General features: G+C 39.1%; 18 protein-coding genes. 10 read left to right on the forward strand and 8 right to left on the reverse strand.

Annotated elements, in window-relative coordinates:
* Positions 1–37: 37 nt before the first annotated feature.
* Positions 38–1,030: an inner membrane protein YhjD gene (yhjD, locus tag PR767_RS18055; RefSeq protein WP_004266030.1), complete on the reverse strand. Its 993-nt coding sequence runs from the start codon at positions 1,028–1,030 to the stop codon at positions 38–40.
* Between the two features lie 201 nt (positions 1,031–1,231).
* Positions 1,232–1,636, reverse strand: a complete 405-nt coding sequence (locus tag PR767_RS18060) for a DUF1090 domain-containing protein (RefSeq protein WP_004266026.1) — start codon at positions 1,634–1,636, stop codon at positions 1,232–1,234.
* Between the two features lie 233 nt (positions 1,637–1,869).
* Between PR767_RS18060 and PR767_RS18065 the strand changes: the two genes are divergently transcribed.
* Positions 1,870–2,712, forward strand: coding sequence for a 23S rRNA (adenine(2030)-N(6))-methyltransferase RlmJ (locus PR767_RS18065; protein WP_004266023.1), 843 nt, complete (start codon positions 1,870–1,872; stop codon positions 2,710–2,712).
* A 138-nt stretch (positions 2,713–2,850) separates the two neighbouring features.
* Positions 2,851–4,203 carry a glutathione-disulfide reductase gene (gene gorA / locus PR767_RS18070; RefSeq protein ID WP_004266020.1) on the forward strand — a complete coding sequence of 451 codons (1,353 nt, stop codon included), beginning with the start codon at positions 2,851–2,853 and terminating at the stop codon, positions 4,201–4,203.
* Between the two features lie 55 nt (positions 4,204–4,258).
* Here the strand turns inward: gorA and PR767_RS18075 are convergent, their stop codons facing one another.
* The 4 genes from PR767_RS18075 to mobA all read right to left on the reverse strand — a co-directional run bounded on the left by PR767_RS18075 (position 4,259) and on the right by mobA (position 6,790).
* Complete coding sequence (locus tag PR767_RS18075) at positions 4,259–4,858, reverse strand: glutathione S-transferase family protein (protein ID WP_110731460.1); 600 nt, start codon at positions 4,856–4,858, stop codon at positions 4,259–4,261.
* A gap of 49 nt (positions 4,859–4,907) precedes the next feature.
* The gene (locus PR767_RS18080; protein ID WP_109912894.1) at positions 4,908–5,606 is read right to left on the reverse strand and encodes a helix-turn-helix transcriptional regulator; all 699 of its coding nucleotides are present in this window, start codon (positions 5,604–5,606) and stop codon (positions 4,908–4,910) included.
* Between the two features lie 75 nt (positions 5,607–5,681).
* Entirely contained in the window at positions 5,682–6,200 is a 519-nt protein-coding gene (mobB, locus tag PR767_RS18085) for a molybdopterin-guanine dinucleotide biosynthesis protein MobB (protein ID WP_109912895.1), read from the reverse strand.
* Between the two features lie 2 nt (positions 6,201–6,202).
* Positions 6,203–6,790: a molybdenum cofactor guanylyltransferase MobA gene (mobA, locus tag PR767_RS18090; protein ID WP_228367385.1), complete on the reverse strand. Its 588-nt coding sequence runs from the start codon at positions 6,788–6,790 to the stop codon at positions 6,203–6,205.
* Between the two features lie 216 nt (positions 6,791–7,006).
* Between mobA and PR767_RS18095 the strand changes: the two genes are divergently transcribed.
* The 5 genes from PR767_RS18095 (at position 7,007) to PR767_RS21290 (ending at position 12,526) form a co-directional block, all read left to right on the forward strand.
* Positions 7,007–7,276, forward strand: coding sequence for a YihD family protein (locus PR767_RS18095; RefSeq protein ID WP_272520714.1), 270 nt, complete (start codon positions 7,007–7,009; stop codon positions 7,274–7,276).
* Between the two features lie 6 nt (positions 7,277–7,282).
* Positions 7,283–8,278: a serine/threonine protein kinase gene (locus PR767_RS18100; RefSeq protein ID WP_272520715.1), complete on the forward strand. Its 996-nt coding sequence runs from the start codon at positions 7,283–7,285 to the stop codon at positions 8,276–8,278.
* A 33-nt stretch (positions 8,279–8,311) separates the two neighbouring features.
* Positions 8,312–8,932 (forward strand): thiol:disulfide interchange protein DsbA, encoded by a 621-nt coding sequence (dsbA, locus tag PR767_RS18105; protein ID WP_004265973.1) that lies wholly within the window; start codon positions 8,312–8,314, stop codon positions 8,930–8,932.
* A gap of 415 nt (positions 8,933–9,347) precedes the next feature.
* Complete coding sequence (gene polA, locus PR767_RS18110) at positions 9,348–12,140, forward strand: DNA polymerase I (protein ID WP_272520716.1); 2,793 nt, start codon at positions 9,348–9,350, stop codon at positions 12,138–12,140.
* A gap of 338 nt (positions 12,141–12,478) precedes the next feature.
* Positions 12,479–12,526, forward strand: a complete 48-nt coding sequence (locus PR767_RS21290) for a hypothetical protein (protein WP_438361642.1) — start codon at positions 12,479–12,481, stop codon at positions 12,524–12,526.
* Between the two features lie 111 nt (positions 12,527–12,637).
* On the opposite strand, the gene yihA is transcribed toward PR767_RS21290, so the two are convergent.
* Entirely contained in the window at positions 12,638–13,249 is a 612-nt protein-coding gene (gene yihA / locus PR767_RS18115; RefSeq protein WP_004265967.1) for a ribosome biogenesis GTP-binding protein YihA/YsxC, read from the reverse strand.
* A gap of 323 nt (positions 13,250–13,572) precedes the next feature.
* On the opposite strand from yihA, the gene ppiA reads away from it, so the two are divergent.
* From ppiA to PR767_RS18130, 3 genes are all read left to right on the forward strand, one after another.
* Positions 13,573–14,145 (forward strand): peptidylprolyl isomerase A, encoded by a 573-nt coding sequence (gene ppiA, locus PR767_RS18120; RefSeq protein WP_004265959.1) that lies wholly within the window; start codon positions 13,573–13,575, stop codon positions 14,143–14,145.
* Between the two features lie 431 nt (positions 14,146–14,576).
* Positions 14,577–15,152: an aminodeoxychorismate synthase component II gene (locus PR767_RS18125; protein WP_004265957.1), complete on the forward strand. Its 576-nt coding sequence runs from the start codon at positions 14,577–14,579 to the stop codon at positions 15,150–15,152.
* A gap of 129 nt (positions 15,153–15,281) precedes the next feature.
* Positions 15,282–16,496, forward strand: a complete 1,215-nt coding sequence (locus tag PR767_RS18130) for an aspartate aminotransferase family protein (RefSeq protein WP_272520717.1) — start codon at positions 15,282–15,284, stop codon at positions 16,494–16,496.
* A 56-nt stretch (positions 16,497–16,552) separates the two neighbouring features.
* Here the strand turns inward: PR767_RS18130 and PR767_RS18135 are convergent, their stop codons facing one another.
* Positions 16,553–17,842: a hypothetical protein gene (locus tag PR767_RS18135; RefSeq protein ID WP_272520719.1), complete on the reverse strand. Its 1,290-nt coding sequence runs from the start codon at positions 17,840–17,842 to the stop codon at positions 16,553–16,555.
* Between the last annotated feature and the right edge of the window lie 2 nt (positions 17,843–17,844).

Below are 17,844 nucleotides of genomic sequence, written 5' to 3' on the forward strand. Positions count from 1 at the left end.
TGGTAGGGCGGGTTACATCACCGCCCTCAATAAGCTGCTATTCAACCATTTCGTTATCCAATGAACCTTTTGGCTCATCAGTGGCTATCCAAGCTGCACAAAATAAAGTTAAACGCGCAAAGAAGTAGAAGAAGGCCATTAGCCCAAGGACTGAACCAAATGCGGCTCCAGAAGGCGATGAAGCAAGGTTAGGTAAAATCCAAGTCATAATGGATTTTATGATTTCAAACCCAATGGCCGCCAGCAATGTTCCTTTAAATAGTGATCTGCGGCGATGTTGCATGCGCGGTAGGATCCAAAAAATCCATAAAAATAATAGGAAGTTGGCTGTAATGGATATGGTTAAACCAATCAGTGTCCAAGCAGGTTTTAGCCATTCTATACCGTCTAGCCCAAGCGTACTGACAATCGTCGCCTGTGCAGAGCCAGCAACAGAAGTCAGGGTAATTGTCACAATTAAGGCAATAAGTAGACCAATTAAAGCAAAGAAGTCGCGAATGTAGCGGAAAATAATATTTTCATGTTCATCTTCATTACGTTCCCATACAGAACGTGATTGAGCCAAAATAGCCAAGCGTAAGTTATTAACCCAATTAACTCCGGAGTATACGGCTAAAGCTAACCCGGTTAATCCAACTGTCGTACGTTGACGTATTGCCGTATCGATTGTTCTTTCTAATGTATTTGCGAGCGTAGGGTCAGTAATATTTGCAGAAATTCCACGAACTAATTTTTCAAGTAATTCAGGATTGCTGGCTAATACAAAACCGGCAGCGGCGAATGAAAACATTAAAACAGGAATTAAAGAGAGAAAGGAAAAATAGGTAATTGCAGCCCCAAACTGGTTTCCCATTCGGTCGTTAAAACGTTGTGCAGTACGAATGATATGAGCAATAAAAGGAATCGCACAAATAAAGTTCACAACTCGCATTGAGAAGGTCAATGCTTTTTTACTGCCATCAATACTTTTATTCAGTGTCGCTTTCAGTTTATTGGTATCTTTTTGTTCTTCTTCCTGCGTATTCGACATTTAATCCCCTTTTCCCGCAACTAAAATTGTCTGACTTTTCGACCTATTTAATGCCTATAAATGAATGATATGCACAATACTATAGCTTAAATTGGCCAATAAATTCATCCCAATGACTGTGTTATGAGATAAATAGTCATTGGGATGTTTGTTTAAAGTTAAAGTAACTAATTAATTAATCAGAGGAAAAGGGGCGATAGGCTAAAGCGCATCTTTATAAACTTTCAGCTCAGCTTGGGCCTCTTTTAATTCAGCTTGTGCTTCTGCTAATTTTCTCTCGCGCTTTTCAATTTTGCTACGGTCATTGCCCTCTAGTTTTTCTTCTTGTAATTCAGCTTCGCGTTCTTGCACTTTTTCTGTTTTCTCTGCTACCTCTTTTTGGCTATCACGGTATAAAGATTCAGGCGTACAATAACGATTCACATTATCTAATGCTTCTTCTAAGCCTCTTACTCGATGCTGATTTCCATGTTGCTTAGCGTAATTGATTTGTTCTTCGATGCGTTGTTTTTTTATTTCGCAGCCGTTTTGTGTTTTTGCTGCCATTGCCGATGAGCTAGCAAAAAATAAAACACAAGCGCTGGTGGTGATAAGTAACTTATTCATAATTTACCTCTGTTTATTTTTAAATTTGTGTTTAGGATAGCGTTTTCTTTCATTCTGGTCATGTGAATTTTAGCATGACTATGGTTATGACATTTGTTGCTAAATTTAGCTATAATGAGGCGGAAGAATAAATCCGGTCTATTTTTTGTTCAAAAAGGCTATCTTTAAAGAACCTATTTAATAATAGTCATCTTAGTGGCTAATATTGAATTTCCTCAGGAAATAAACGTTACATGTTAAGTTATCGTCACAGCTTTCACGCAGGCAACCATGCCGATGTGCTAAAACACACGGTACAGAGCTTGATCATTGAATCTCTGAAAGAGAAAGAAAAACCATTTCTGTATATAGATACGCACTCAGGTGCGGGCCGTTATCAATTAACGGGGGAACATGCGGAAAAAACAGGTGAATATCTTGAAGGGATTGCGCGTATTTGGGAGCAACCGGATTTACCTGAGGAATTATTGCCGTATATGAATATTGTGCGCCAGCTGAATGATAATGGGCGTTTACGCTATTATCCAGGTTCACCATTATTGGCAAAATATTTATTACGTGAACACGATAAGCTGGTATTAACTGAATTACATTCGAGCGATTATCCATTATTACGTACGGAATTTTCACGGGATAACCGCGCGCAGGTTTTCAGAGAAGATGGTTATCAACAACTGAAATCTAAATTACCCCCACAGAGTCGACGTGGCTTTGCGCTAATGGACCCACCTTATGAGATGAAGACGGATTATGAAGCGGTCGTGAAAGGGGTGGTGGAAGGCTATAAACGCTTTGCAACAGGAACATATGCAATTTGGTATCCTGTTGTATTGCGTCAACAAATTAAGCGTATGGTCAATCAATTAGAAGCAACAGGCATTCGAAAAATACTACAAATTGAATTGGCGGTACGTCCTGATAGCGATCAACGTGGAATGACGGCATCCGGTATGATTGTTATCAACCCACCTTGGAAACTTGAGCAGCAAATGAAGAATGTGCTGCCGTGGTTACACAAAACACTCGTCCCTGAAGGGACTGGACATACGTTAGTTGAGTGGATTGTTCCAGAGTAAACTGTATTTTTGATAGGTAATACCGATTAAATTAACAGGTGTTATCTATCGTAAAGCGCTATTTATGCCATGACAATCAATAGCATGATGCGAGAAAATGCATTCATAAATCATTCAATCAATGGGAATAACCAAATTATGAGCAAACATTACGACTATATCGCAATTGGTGGCGGAAGCGGTGGTATTGCGTCGATGAACCGTGCAGCAATGTATGGGCAAAAATGTGCCTTAATTGAGGCGAAAGCATTAGGTGGGACTTGTGTTAACGTGGGCTGCGTACCGAAAAAGGTGATGTGGCATGCAGCACAAATCTCAGAAGCTATTCGCAATTATGGTCCTGATTATGGTTTTGATGCGACAATTAATCGTTTTGATTGGAAAACACTTATTGATAGTCGTACTGCTTATATTGACCGCATTCACCAGTCTTATGACCGTGTCTTAGGTAATAATAAAGTTGATGTCATCAATGGTTTTGCGCGTTTTATTGATGCACACACTGTTGAAGTAAATGGTGAAACCTACACCGCAGACCATATTTTGATTGCGACGGGTGGCCGCCCAGTGATCCCTGCTATCCCAGGTGCAGAATATGGTATGACTTCTGACGGTTTCTTTGAACTTGAAGCATTACCAAAACGTGTTGCGGTTGTGGGTGCCGGTTATATTGCCGTTGAACTCGCCGGTGTATTAAATGGTTTAGGTGCAGAGGCGCATTTATTTGTGCGCAAACACGCCCCGCTGCGCTCATTTGACCCGCTGATTGTCGAAACATTAGTGGAAGTCATGAATACCGAAGGCCCTAAACTGCATACGGAATCAATTCCAAAAGAAGTCGTGAAAAATGCAGATGGCTCACTAACATTAAAACTGGAAAATGGCCAAGAACAAACGGTCGATGCATTAATTTGGGCTATTGGTCGTGAACCAATGACAGATAACCTGAATATTGAAGCAACAGGCGTCGCACTGAATGAAAAAGGCTATATCAAGGTTGATAAATACCAGAACACCAATGTGCCGGGTGTTTATGCGGTTGGTGATAACACTGGCGCGGTTGAGTTAACTCCTGTAGCGGTTGCGGCTGGTCGTCGTTTATCTGAACGTTTATTTAATAATAAACCGGATGAACACTTAGATTACAGTAATATCCCAACGGTGGTATTCTCGCACCCACCAATTGGCACTGTTGGTTTAACTGAACCTGAAGCGATTGAAAAATATGGTGCTGATAAAGTGAAATGTTATAAATCATCTTTCACTGCAATGTATACCGCCGTCACTTCACATCGTCAACCTTGCCGTATGAAATTAGTTTGTGTTGGTGAAGATGAAAAAATCGTTGGCATCCATGGTATTGGTTTCGGAATGGATGAAATCCTACAAGGTTTTGCGGTTGCATTAAAAATGGGTGCAACCAAAAAAGACTTTGATAATACGGTGGCTATTCACCCAACAGCGGCAGAAGAATTTGTGACAATGCGTTAAGCATTGGTTATCTAAAATTAAAAGCTAAGTTCATCTGAACTTAGCTTTTTTTGTATTATTTTGCCAACAGCTCTGCAATCGCAGGAATGACTGCTAAGCTATCAAGGTATTTTTTCATCGCAGGAGTCGTTTCCATGATTTGGTATTTGACTAAAAACATGACAAACGCCCCGACATACACATCCACTGCGGTAAATTGCTCACCACAAATAAACGGTTTAGCGTTATTTAAGCCGATTTCTAAGCAAGCCATGGTGCGTTCGACAGAACCAAAACCAGAAGATTTTTGCTGCTCTTCATCTAATCGAATACCTAAGTTATTGATAGTGAATGCAGATTCAATGGGCCCTGCAGTAAATAGGAACCAGCGATAATAATCTGCACGTTTAGGGTCATTCAATGCAGGCGCTAAGCCTTTTTCAATAAATTTATCGGCTAGATAGAGACAAATCGCCGCCGTTTCCGTCACAATCGCATCACCATCAACAAGTGCAGGAACTTTCGCCATCGGATTAATTGCAAGATATTCAGCCGTATGCATATCTGCACCATAACCTAATTCAATACGCTTGTAAGGAACATCTAAAATTTTTAATAGTAGGTCGACCGTGTTGCCACGTGACATTGAATTAGTAAAAAGAACCAGTTCGCTCATGGTGATTTCCTTATATGAAGTTGAGCACTTACTATAAGGGAGTTGAGTGTCAGAAATTGTCAGGAGAGACGCACAATACTTCTTTTTGCCAGCGTTCTAGCAGGTAGTTTTTTGGATAAGGGAGTTTGTCAGTAAGAGCACAATAAGATTGAATGCGGTCTAAACGAAAATGGCGATAACTTTTCCGTAATTCACACCAAGCAGCCAGTACTTGTGAATCTTTCATATAACCAATTGCAATTGGCCAAATAATTCGTTCACTAGGCTGGTTTTGTCCATCAAGATAAGTCATTTTGGCTTTGCATTCTTCTCGTAAACTTAAACGTAAGTCTTTAACGATGATATCGTTAATTTCATAGAAATGTGTGGTAGGAGCAAATAAGGTATTTTGATTTAGAATTTTCTGTGAATGACCTGCCACCACGGAGTTAATCTTACTTATCGCCCGTATTGCGGAGTTTTTTAGTTCACTATCTGCATTACTTTTTACCCAACGTAAACCTAATATTAAGGCTTCAAGTTCATTTTCATCGAAAGCTAAAGGCGGTAGTAATAGACCCGTTTTTAATTGGTAGCCAATACCGGCTTCCCCGACAATTTCAGCACCTTGGTCTCGTAGGGATTCAATATCTCGATAGATAGAACGCACGCTGACTTGCAGTTGTGATGAAAGTGCTTCAGCGGTAATAGGATAGCGATTCTCTTTGAGTATCTGTAATAAAGTCAGTAAACGTTGGGTACGGGTCATTCGCGTATGTAAATTCTTTAGGTTGAAGGTCAATTGCGCCTATTTGAGCTATAAAATAGACGCAATATGACGATGTTATTGGCTTTTTTGCCACCAAGACACAATGTAATCAGCGATTTGCTCAGGGTTATTGATATCTAATTGTGGCACATGAGTCTCAATGATTTCATTACTGGCAATGGCAACGACATAGTTATCGATTAACCCATTGAGGGGTTTGCCAACTTCAGCACGAAATAATGCGATTTTATCGATCGGCTCATGTTTAAACCCTTCAACGAGGATCAAGTCCAACGAAGCTGGATCGAAACGGCTGGCTAAATAGCGTAGATCCATTTCATTAGCGTCGGGGGTTTCGGTCATTAACGCCCAACGTTTTTCACTAGCAACGAGCGTTTGGTCTGCACCTGCCTTACGTAATTCAAAGCTGTCTTTGCCCGGTTTATCCACTTCCATATCATGGTGGGTATGTTTAATTAAACCAACGCGAACATTACGTTTGCGAAGTAACGGGATCACTTTTTTTAATAATGTTGTTTTGCCAGTGCCGCTATAAGCGGTAATGCCAAGTAGAGGTAGAGTATTCTGATTCATGGCTATTTTCGTTGCCGCTCCCATAGACGGCTATCTTCCGGAGTATTTAAATTAATAAACGTGTCAGACTCTGACGTGAAAATGATACCTTTTGCGTCGATTTCACGCATAAATAGCATCAGTTTGCGATCGCCTCTTGCAAGGTAATCATCAAGGCGAGTTTTAAGCGAGCTGTGTAGTAAAGCGAATGTTGGATGTTCTCGCTCATTATCTTGTGCATAGCAGGCAAGGTGAGTGCCTTTCTCACTAAACATTTTTTTAGCTAAATTAAGTGGAAAATCAGGAACGTCACAAGGTACAAATAGCAACCACTCTGTCTTAGCATAGTGTAGTGCAGCTTGCATTCCAGCGAGTGGACCAGAAAAATCACTATTTAAATCAGAAATAACGGTCAACTGGCTTTCTCGATAACGCGCTTGATTGCGGTTTGCATTGATGATGACTTGGCCCACTTGGGGGCTTAAACGCGCTAAAATATACTGGTAGAGTGGTTTACTGAGTAAAGGAACTAAGCCTTTATCTTGCCCACCCATCCTGCTTCCTCGGCCGCCTGCAAGTATGACACCGGTTATTGACTGACGAAATGACATGTTCAATATCCTTGAATATCTTCAAGAAAATGTTTCAACATTCGTAGAAAACACTTTCGAGTATAGTAATTACTAAAATTTATTCTATTTTGCTATAAAATCAATGAATATTCCCGCGTATTGCAGTTAAACTTTACGTAGATTGACAACAGTTCGCTTTTTCTCTTGTATGATTATTGGTAACTTGTATCGAATATTCGTGATAAAGGAATAAACATGAAATGCCATCGCTTAAATGAAGTTATTGAGCTTCTGCACCCTGTCTGGAAAGATAATTCAGATTTAAACTTAGTAGAATTATTGCAAAAACTGGCTGACGAAGCGGGTTTTAAAGGCAGTTTATCTGAGTTAACAGATGATGTGCTGATTTATCATTTAAAAATGCGTGGCTCGGACAGCAATGAAGCGCTCCCTGGTTTAAAAAAAGATTATGAAGATGACTTTAAAACCGCTATTTTGCGTGCCCGTGGCATTATTAAAGATTAAAACGTGATGGATCAAATAGAACATTCGAATTTCCATTTTAGTGGAATTTCCCCCGACTTAATTTTAGACGCCTTAATGGAAGTTGGGGTTTATCCCGAATCTGGGCTGCTTGAATTAAATAGCTACGAAAATCGAGTTTATCAGTTCCAAGACGAAAATCGGCAACGCTATGTGGTTAAATTTTATCGTCCCGAGCGTTGGAATCGTTCGCAAATTCAAGAAGAACATGATTTCACTTTAGAGCTACGAGATGAAGGGTTATCTGTAGCTGCACCTCTTGAATTTGCAGGGCAAACGGTATTGGAATTTGGTGGGTTTATATTTGCAATTTTTCCGAGTGTCGGTGGCAGACAATATGAAACAGATAACTTGTTTCAATTAGAAAGTGTCGGCCACTTATTAGGGCGTATACACCAAATTGGTCAGCGTAAAAATTTTGCATTTCGTCCGACAATAGGTCTCGATGAATATTTGGCACAACCTCACCAAGTGATAGCATCGAGTCCTTTGATTGCAGAACGTTATAAGTCCCAATTTATGACGTCTTTAGATGCATTGATTGCACAAATAAAATTGCAGTGGCCTAGCTCAATTTCATCTATTCGTCTACAAGGTGATTGCCACTCAGGCAATATTCTATGGCGCGATGAAGCCTGGCTGGTGGATTTTGATGACGCCCGAAACGGGCCTGCAATCCAAGACCTTTGGATGCTACTTAATGGCTCTCGCCAAGAACAAGTCATTCAATTGGATACGTTATTAGAAACGTATAATGAGTTTTGTGATTTTGATGTAAAACAGCTGAAGCTTATTGAACCTCTTAGAGCAATGCGTATGGTACATTATCTCGGGTGGATTATCCGCCGTTGGCAAGACCCTGCATTTCCTCGAGCATTTTCTTGGCTACAAGCTGATGATTTTTGGCAAAAACAATCGCTCGAATTTAATCAACAGATTAAACGGTTGCAAGACGCCCCTTTGCAGTTAACCCCTCAGTTTTAACTTTTAAGTTTTTGTTTTTGGAGAATGTAGTCTATGAAAAAAATTATGTTGGCTTTGCTTGGTATTGCCATGTCTTTTAGTGCTGCAGCGGCAAACTACACAGAAGGTAAAGAGTATACTGATGTTAAAGCTGTACCAAATTTACCGCAAGTTCTGGAGTTCTTCTCATTTTATTGCCCACACTGCTATCAATTTGAGAGTGTGTATAAAGTGCCTCAAACCGTAGAGAAAAACTTGCCAGAAGGCGTGAAAATGGAACGTTATCACGTTGATTTTCTTGGTCCTTTAGGTGCTGATTTAACCCAAGCTTGGGCCGTTGCGATTGTCCTGAAAGCAGAAGACAAAGTGACGCCTATTCTGTTTGAAGGTATCCAAAAAACGCAAACTATCAACAGCAAAGCAGATATTCGTAATGCCTTTATCAAAGCGGGTATTTCTGGTGATGAGTATGATGCAGCTTTAAATAGTTTCGTTGTAAAATCTATCGTTGCGAAACAGCAAAATGCAGCGCAAGACTTAAAATTGCGTGGTGTTCCTGCATTATTTGTTGATGGTAAATACCAAGTTCGTAATAACGGTATCTCAGTTGATAATGCCGCTGATTATGGCAAAGAGTTCTCTAACGTTGTGAACTTCTTAGTCAGTAAAAAATAATCGTAAATAGACGGTGGTAAATTTACCATCGTCTTTTTTCTCCTATCAATATCCACAATTCTAAGACGTTCTCTCTGGTGTATTAAATCTACTCAATCTTGTGCTAACTCTTTGATTTTACTTTCCTGTTCATACTGTTAATCATCATATTACTTATTGAATTTACTGAGTAACACAAATTTACACACAAGGTTATCCACAGGATGTTAATCAGGTATTTAGTACATTGGTGTGATTAATTTAATTGTAAATAATAATTTTAACTAATCGTAATAAATAATGTATTTGAAATCGTGAATGATTTGATGTGCTTTTAACAATGCGATTAAGCGGAATATAAAACTTGGGATGTATCTGAGGCGACATTATGGCATCCTATTAGCATTCGTTCCTGACTAAAAGATGATGACAGATTATGGCTCAGATTGCAGAAAACCCCCTTATTTTGGTTGATGGTTCCTCTTACCTATACCGTGCTTATCATGCATTCCCTCCACTGACCAATAGTGCTGGTGAGCCTACAGGGGCAATGTATGGCGTGCTTAATATGCTACGCAGTTTAATTATGCAGTATAAACCTAGCCATGTAGCGGTTGTCTTTGATGCGAAGGGAAAAACATTTCGTGATGAATTGTTCGAAAGCTATAAGTCTCATCGCCCACCTATGCCTGATGACTTGCGCGCTCAAATCGCTCCATTGCATGAAATGGTAGAAGCGATGGGGTTACCTTTACTTGTTGTTTCAGGGGTGGAAGCCGATGACGTCATCGGGACATTAGCTTGTGAAGCAAGCCGAAAAGGTATGCCAGTATTAATCAGTACGGGCGATAAAGATATGGCGCAATTAGTTGAGCCTAATATTACGCTCATTAATACCATGAATAACACTATTCTAGGGCCTGATGAAGTCAAAGAAAAATACGGTGTGCCCCCTGAACTTATTATCGACTTTTTAGCCTTAATGGGGGATTCGTCAGATAACATTCCTGGCGTGCCTGGTGTCGGTGAAAAAACAGCACTAGCCTTACTGCAAGGCATTGGTAGCTTAGAAGCAATTTATAATGACCTTGAAGCTATCGCTCCATTAGGTTTTAGAGGCTCTAAAACCTTAGCCCCTAAAATGGCTGAAAACCGTGATGTTGCTTTTTTATCATATCAATTAGCGACAATTAAAACGGATGTTGAGCTGGAAAAGACCTGTGAAGAGTTACAAGTTGCTCAGCCAGATGTGGATAAGCTACATCAATTATTCAGCCGTTATGAATTTAAACGTTGGTTAACGGATGTTGAAAATGGGACTTGGATGGAGGGGAAAGGCACAAGTACAAAAGTGAGCCCAACGCCAGCAACGTCAGCTGCCAAGCCATCAATCCCAACAGCGCCAACATTGAGTGCTGAAAATTACCAAACGATTTTAGAAAAAGCGGATTTAGAGCGCTGGGTTGAAAAACTGAGCAAGGCATCGTTATTTGCTTTTGATACTGAAACCGATAGCTTAGATACCCAAGAAGCCCGTTTAGTGGGCATGTCATTTGCAATTGAGCCAGGACATGCCGCTTATTTGCCATTAGGTCACGATTACCTTGATGCGCCAGTACAACTCCCTCTGGAAGAGGTTTTGGAAGTTATGAAACCTTTACTTGAGAGTGAAAAAATTCTCAAAATTGGCCAGAACTTGAAATATGATGCAGAAGTTCTTGAAAACTACGGCATTGAATTAAAAGGTATTGGCTATGACACCATGCTGGAATCGTATGTGTTAAATAGTGTTGCGGGAATGGGGCGCCATGATATGGACAGCTTGGCCGATCGCCATTTGAACCACAAAACTGTGAGCTTTGAAGAAATCGCGGGTAAAGGCAAAAAACAGCTGACATTTAATCAAATCGCCTTAGAAGAAGCAGCTAATTATGCCGCAGAAGATGCGGATGTCACGTTATTATTGCACCAAGCGTTATACCCACAATTAGAAGCTGAGCCAACGCTTAATCATATTTTCCAAAATATTGAAATGCCACTTGTGCCTGTGTTAGTCCGCATGGAACGCAAAGGTGTTTTAATTGACGCAAACGTACTTGCTGCGCAGTCAAAGGTGATTACCGCTCGTTTAGCTGAGCTGGAAAAAGAGGCTTTCGAGCTTGCGGGGGAAGAGTTTAACCTCGCTTCGCCAAAACAATTGCAAACTATCTTATTCGAAAAATTGCAATTGCCGGTGATAAAGAAAACACCAAGTGGGGCAGCGTCGACTAATGAAGAAGTGCTTGAGGAATTGGCGCTGAATCATGCATTGCCAAAATTGTTGCTCGAGCACCGTAGTTTAGCCAAATTAAAATCCACGTATACGGATAAACTGCCGCTAATGATTAACTCGCGTACTCAGCGCGTTCATACTTCTTACCACCAAGCCGTCACAGCAACAGGGCGTTTGTCTTCTCGAGATCCTAACTTACAAAATATCCCTGTTAGAACTGAAGAGGGGCGCCGGATCCGCCAAGCCTTTATTGCTCGTGATGGCTATAAAGTGATGGCGGCGGATTACTCGCAAATTGAATTGCGTATTATGGCGCATTTATCCCAAGATAAAGGCCTATTAACTGCGTTTGCGGAAGGGAAAGATATCCATAAAGCAACAGCCGCTGAAGTCTTTGGTGTACCACTGGAACAAGTCACTAGTGACCAACGCCGTAGTGCCAAAGCGATTAACTTCGGGCTTATCTATGGCATGAGTGCGTTTGGTTTAGCGCGTCAATTAGGGATACCTCGTGGTGAGGCGCAGCGCTATATGGATCTTTACTTTGAACGTTACCCTGGTGTATTACGTTATATGGAAAACACACGCTTGCAGGCGTCTGAGCAAGGTTATGTAGAGACCCTCGAAGGTCGCCGTTTATATCTGGCAGATATTAAGTCCAGTAATGGGATGCGCCGTAAAGCCGCGGAACGCGAAGCGATCAACGCACCAATGCAAGGAACTGCAGCGGATATCATTAAAAAAGCCATGATTGCTGTTGATAATTGGTTGCAAACCGAAAAGCCACATGCAGATATGCTAATGCAAGTTCATGATGAATTGGTTTTTGAAGTGAAAGAATCTGAGTTAGAGCGTGTCCAAGCTCAGGTCCAATTGTTAATGGAACAAAGCATGAAATTGGATGTACCATTAAAAGTGGATGTGGGGATAGGCGATAACTGGGATGAAGCCCATTAATTTTTAACAATATTGAATCTACAAAACCTCCAATATGTTATTGGGGGTTTTTTTATGTTTAAGCGAATACATAACAGATAATTATGCATTTGAAATTATTAACTAGAAATTTAATATAATTCTGTAATAAATCAATTATTTCATGATGAAATTTGAGGATATGATTAACATTTTTATGCGACATATATCTCATAAATATGTAATTAAAATCCGTTTTTTGTCTTATTTCATTCGTATTATCATGCTGAATCGTAGACAGCTTTGAAAAAAAATTACAAAAAGGCTTTTTTTCGAGCGAAAAATAAAGTACATTAATAGGCGTAGGGTACAGAGGTAAGATGTTCTATCTTTCAGACCTTTTACTTCACGTAATCGGATTTAGCTGAATATTAGCTGCTCCAGTCAAGTATTTGACTGGAGCATTTTTTTATCTAAAATTCAGTGAATTAGAAGGTATGAGGGTGTAATGAACCATTTCTGGCTCACTACTAAAGAAATCAAGCCGGTGTGTTATACCAACTATCTAGCTTAATGCGGAGTTTATCGACACCAATCTTTTTCAGTGCTGAAAAGTATTCGACTTCAATATCCCCTTCAAGTGGAGCAAGTGCTTGACGCACTTCTATTAACTGTTTCTTTCTTGCTCCAGAAGCCAATTTGTCTGCTTTAGTGAGTAAAACCAGAACTGGCACATTCATTGCGACAGACCACTCAATCATTTGCATATCGAGGTCTTTTAATGGATGACGGATATCCATTAATACAACAAGCCCCTTAATGCATTCGCGTTTTTGGAGATATTCCCCGAGTGCTTGTTGCCACTTACGTTTCATTTCTTCAGGAACTTCGGCATAACCATAACCTGGAAGGTCAACAAGGCGAACGCCTTCCTCAACTTCAAATAGGTTGATTAGCTGAGTTCTTCCTGGTGTTTTACTGGTGCGTGCTAAGCTTTTTTGCTGTGTTAATGCGTTTAACGCACTGGATTTCCCCGCATTAGAACGGCCAGCAAAAGCCACCTCAATTCCGGTATCTTTAGGTAGATGACGGATATCGGGTGCACTGATGACAAATTTTGCCATCTGGTAGTTATGATTTTTAATTGCCATTTGTCTTTCTCCCTGAGTTAGCCTCAAAAGGCTCGAGGATTATAGCTTTGCTTAGCGCTTCCCGACAACTCGAAATATCCTCTTAACCGCTTTTCCCTTGGTGTCAGGTATTATTTTTTGTGTGTTGTAGTCTGCGAAATTGTAATAATAGAAAAATAACCATTATTAATGACGTTTTTCACTAAAATTGGTCTAGAATTTAGCGCATTTGGTGTGTTTTTATTTTTTGGCGTAAATATAGGTAAATCTTCAGCATTCTTGTTGGCTTCACTCTAGAATTGCTTGATTGCAGTTGTAATGAGCTATAACGAAAGGGACCTTACATGTTAAAACGAATTTTTGTGCCACTTTTGGCCATCTGCGCAATGAGCGCATCTTCTCTTGCATTATCTGCGGGTGAGACTTATGTTAAATTAGTCACGTCGGCGGGTGATATCGAATTAGAACTGAATAGTAAAAAAGCCCCTGTTACGACAGAAAATTTTGTTCAGTATGTTAATGAAGGTTATTACAACGGAACCACTTTCCACCGTGTAATCCCAGGTTTTATGATTCAAGGTGGTGGCTTTAATAAAGATTTACAGCAAAAACAAACCCGCGCTCCAATCAAAAATGAAGCGGATAACGGTTTACGTAATTTACGCGGTACTATTTCTATGGCGCGTACTGCAAATAAAGACAGCGCAACGAGCCAATTCTTTATTAATGTAGCTGATAATGCTTTCTTAGACCACGGCCAACGTGACTTCGGTTATGCTGTATTTGGTAAGGTGGTGAAGGGGATGGATGTTGCAGATAAAATCTCTAAAGTAAAAACGGAAAACGTAGGGCCATATCAAAATGTCCCAGTTGAACCGGTTACAATTATTTCTGCTGAAGTGATTAAAAAACCGTAGCGATTAAAAACGATAGTCATTAAAAACTGTCGTGTCGAATACTGTGGGTAGGTTGTTTTAACGTGCCCACTTTTCTTAAAAAACGCTTTTCCTTCCTCTTTGAGTTTTTCTTCATTAACTATGTTAGTTAAAATGTGTCAGCGCTTGCTACTTTTTAACAGCCTTTTATTTCATTGTATTTAAAGTAATTCTTAACCAAAATACAGCTTTGTTATAGGGATGTAAATATAATTCCATGATTTTTATATGGAAATTTTCTCTGAGAAAAAACAATCATTGACTTAAATAGGCTATTTTCCTGCTTTGGCTGTGCTATGATAGCCGCCCTTATTATTTTTATGGTGTTTTAATCATCGTTCTGATTGCCAACATGATAAAAATATGCATAAGAAAATAATATATAATGATAAAAATCAGTCGGATAGGCTAATATGCTTCTACTTATTGATAATTACGATTCATTTACTTACAACTTATACCAATACTTTTGTGAGTTAGGGGCTGAAGTTGTAGTAAAACGTAATGATGAAATTACCATCGAAGAAATTGAACAGCTTTCGCCTACACATCTTGTGATTTCACCTGGGCCATGTACACCGGATGAGGCTGGCATCTCCCTTGAGGCGATAAAATACTTTGCAGGTAAATTACCCATTTTGGGTATTTGCTTAGGGCATCAAGCGATTGGGCAAGCTTTTGGTGCATCAGTCGTCAAAGCACGAGAAGTCATGCACGGTAAAACTTCAGCTATTCACCATAACCATCAAGGTGTATTCAAAGGCTTAAATCGTCCCTTAACAGTGACACGCTATCACTCGTTGGTGATTGCTGCAGAGACACTCCCTGTTTCTTTTGATGTATCAGCATGGTCACTGAATAATGGCGATGTTGATGAAATCATGGGAATACGGCACAAAACCTTACCTATAGAAGGTGTTCAGTTCCATCCTGAAAGCATTCTGAGTGAACAAGGCCATGAATTACTAAACAATTTTCTAAAATATTAATTTAGCAATCGTATTCAGAAAAAATTAATTATGCATAGTATGCCCTTTACTATTGCTCTTTTTTGATTTTTTATTCATATTTAATGCTTGTATTTTCATAATTGCATTAAATAAGAGCAGGTGAGGGGTATGTCTGAGCAACCAGTAGTAAATCGGCAAACTTTTGATCAAGTTATGTTACCTATTTTTTCGCCAGCGGAATTTATTCCAGTTAAAGGCGAAGGTAGCCGCGTTTGGGATCAGCAAGGTAAAGAATATATTGATTTTGCTGGTGGGATCGCTGTTCTTGCTTTGGGGCATTGCCACCCTAGTTTGGTGGCTGCGGTGCGTGAACAAAGCGAAAAGCTATGGCATGTCAGTAATATTTTCACCAACGAGCAGGCGTTGAAGTTAGCACAAAAGCTCACGAATGCGACATTTGCTGACCGCGCATTTTTTGTGAATTCCGGCTCAGAAGCTAACGAAGCTGCGTTTAAATTAGCACGCCGCTACGCTATTACTAAATACAGCCCCTATAAAACTAAGATTATCGCTTTCAAACAAGCTTTCCACGGACGCACATTATTTACCGTTTCGGTTGGTGGGCAAGCGAAATATGCGGATGGTTTTGGGCCAAAGCCTGCGGATATTATTCATGTGCCATTTAATGACCTTGATGCTGTCAAAGCGGTGATTGATGAAAATACCTGCGCAGTTGTTCTTGAGCCAGTACAAGGTGAAGGTGGCGTCACCGCAGCAACAGCGGAATTTCTGCAAGGAGTTCGTAAGCTGTGTGATGAAAATAATGCATTGTTGATTTTTGATGAAGTACAAAGCGGTATGGGGCGTACAGGTAAATTATTCTCTTATATGCACTACAATGTCACTCCCGATATTCTAACCACAGCAAAAGCATTGGGTGGCGGTTTCCCTATTAGTGCAATGATCACCACTGAAGAAGTGGCAAAAACCATGGAAGTGGGCTCGCACGGCACCACCTATGGTGGCAATCCCTTAGCGTGCGCAGTAGGTAATGCGGCGTTTGATATTATTAATACTGAGGAAGTATTAAATGGTGTCGAAAAGCGTCGTGAATTATTTGTCGCTCATTTAAATAAACTGAATGATAAATATCACATTTTTTCTGAGATCAGAGGAATGGGGTTATTAATTGGCGCTGAATTAGACGGCAAACTATTGAATCGTTCGAAAGATATCCTGCAAGCTAGTGCAGTAGAAGGCCTGATGATGCTCAATGCTGGCACGAATGTTTTACGTTTTACGCCTTCACTGATTATTTCTGAGGAAGAAATTAATAGTGGGATGGCGAAATTAGAAACGGCGATTGGTAAGTTATTGAATTAGTGGTTTATTGAAAAGTTGCAGAGACATTTCTGTCTCTGCAACTTGTATCGTTAATATTACGTTCTATTTCGGCCAGATATTTTTATTGTATTTTTCGCTTTTAATTCTATTTGTTTTTGTTGCAATTGTTCTGGTGTGCTGGATATGGTGATGCCAGCAGCCAGACATTGACTGTTATGGGAATGTGAATAATTCACAACTGTTTTTTTCTGCATTAAACTACGATTGTTCTGTGTATTTTTTGCCGTGACGTTCTCTTTACTATCTATTGTTTTTTGTTTAATTTCACTTGGCTGCTTGACGATAGTTTCTTCATTTGTAGATAAATCATCTAGAGGTACGTCAGTAAGAGTTATTGTATTTAGAATGTATTCGTGTGACCTATGGTGGAATTTATCAAGCAGAGTTAAATAGTTATTGCTTAACTCCTCTAGCAAGTTTTTTGATTCTCTATTTTCGAGTCTTAGTGTTTTAACTAATGACGAATCTTCCATTTCATTGGTTTCGGGCTTCGCTAAAAAAGTTAATTCGTCATCAAAATCAAAGTTATGGTCCTCATCATGATAAATAGGTGTGCCATCTTCATCATAGGCCATTAAATTTTTTTCGCTGTAATTATCTAATGTTATATTATGAATTTTGCTTTTAACATCATCTAATTCTTTAATTAATAAATTTTTAATGATAGATTGTAAATTAATTAATGATTTTAAATTTTCATTTTGGTCTTCCACCTCAAATGTATTTTCTATCTCTTTATATGATGACTCTAATATTGCATGTTTTTTTTCAAGATAAGCAATCCCTCTTATTTTTGACTCGTTTTTTATCTCTGATTTTAATTTGTATATATCATTTTTTAATTGTTCTTTAGTTTCAATTAATTCTATATTTTTAATATGGTATGTGTAATAGTCTATTAGGTCATTCTGTTCTTTAATTATTTTATTGTTGACTAATTCTTCTACATAGGGCTTGTCTATTTTTAATGCGTTACTTATTTTTCTATTAATTTCATCTTTAATGTTTTTTACTGTTGGGGATATTTCAAACGACTTTTTAAGTAGTTCATTTTCTAATGATATTATTTTATTTTGATTTAATTCGACTTTTAATCGTGAGTTATTCTCATTTTTTTTGGTTTCTATTTTTTTTAACTCTAAGTAAAACTTTGAATCCATATTTACTTTGTTTTTTTTGTTAAAACTAAATAAATGAATGAAATTATTCAATCTAGTATTACGTATTTTCTTAATTATTGGAAAATAATTTTCCGCTATTTCTAATGCTATGTTTTTTTTAAAGATGGGATTGCTTACATTTCTATTGATGGTGTCTATGTGCATGA

This window comes from Providencia sp. PROV223 (assembly GCF_028479245.1).
Classification (GTDB): Bacteria; Pseudomonadota; Gammaproteobacteria; order Enterobacterales; family Enterobacteriaceae; genus Providencia; species Providencia rettgeri.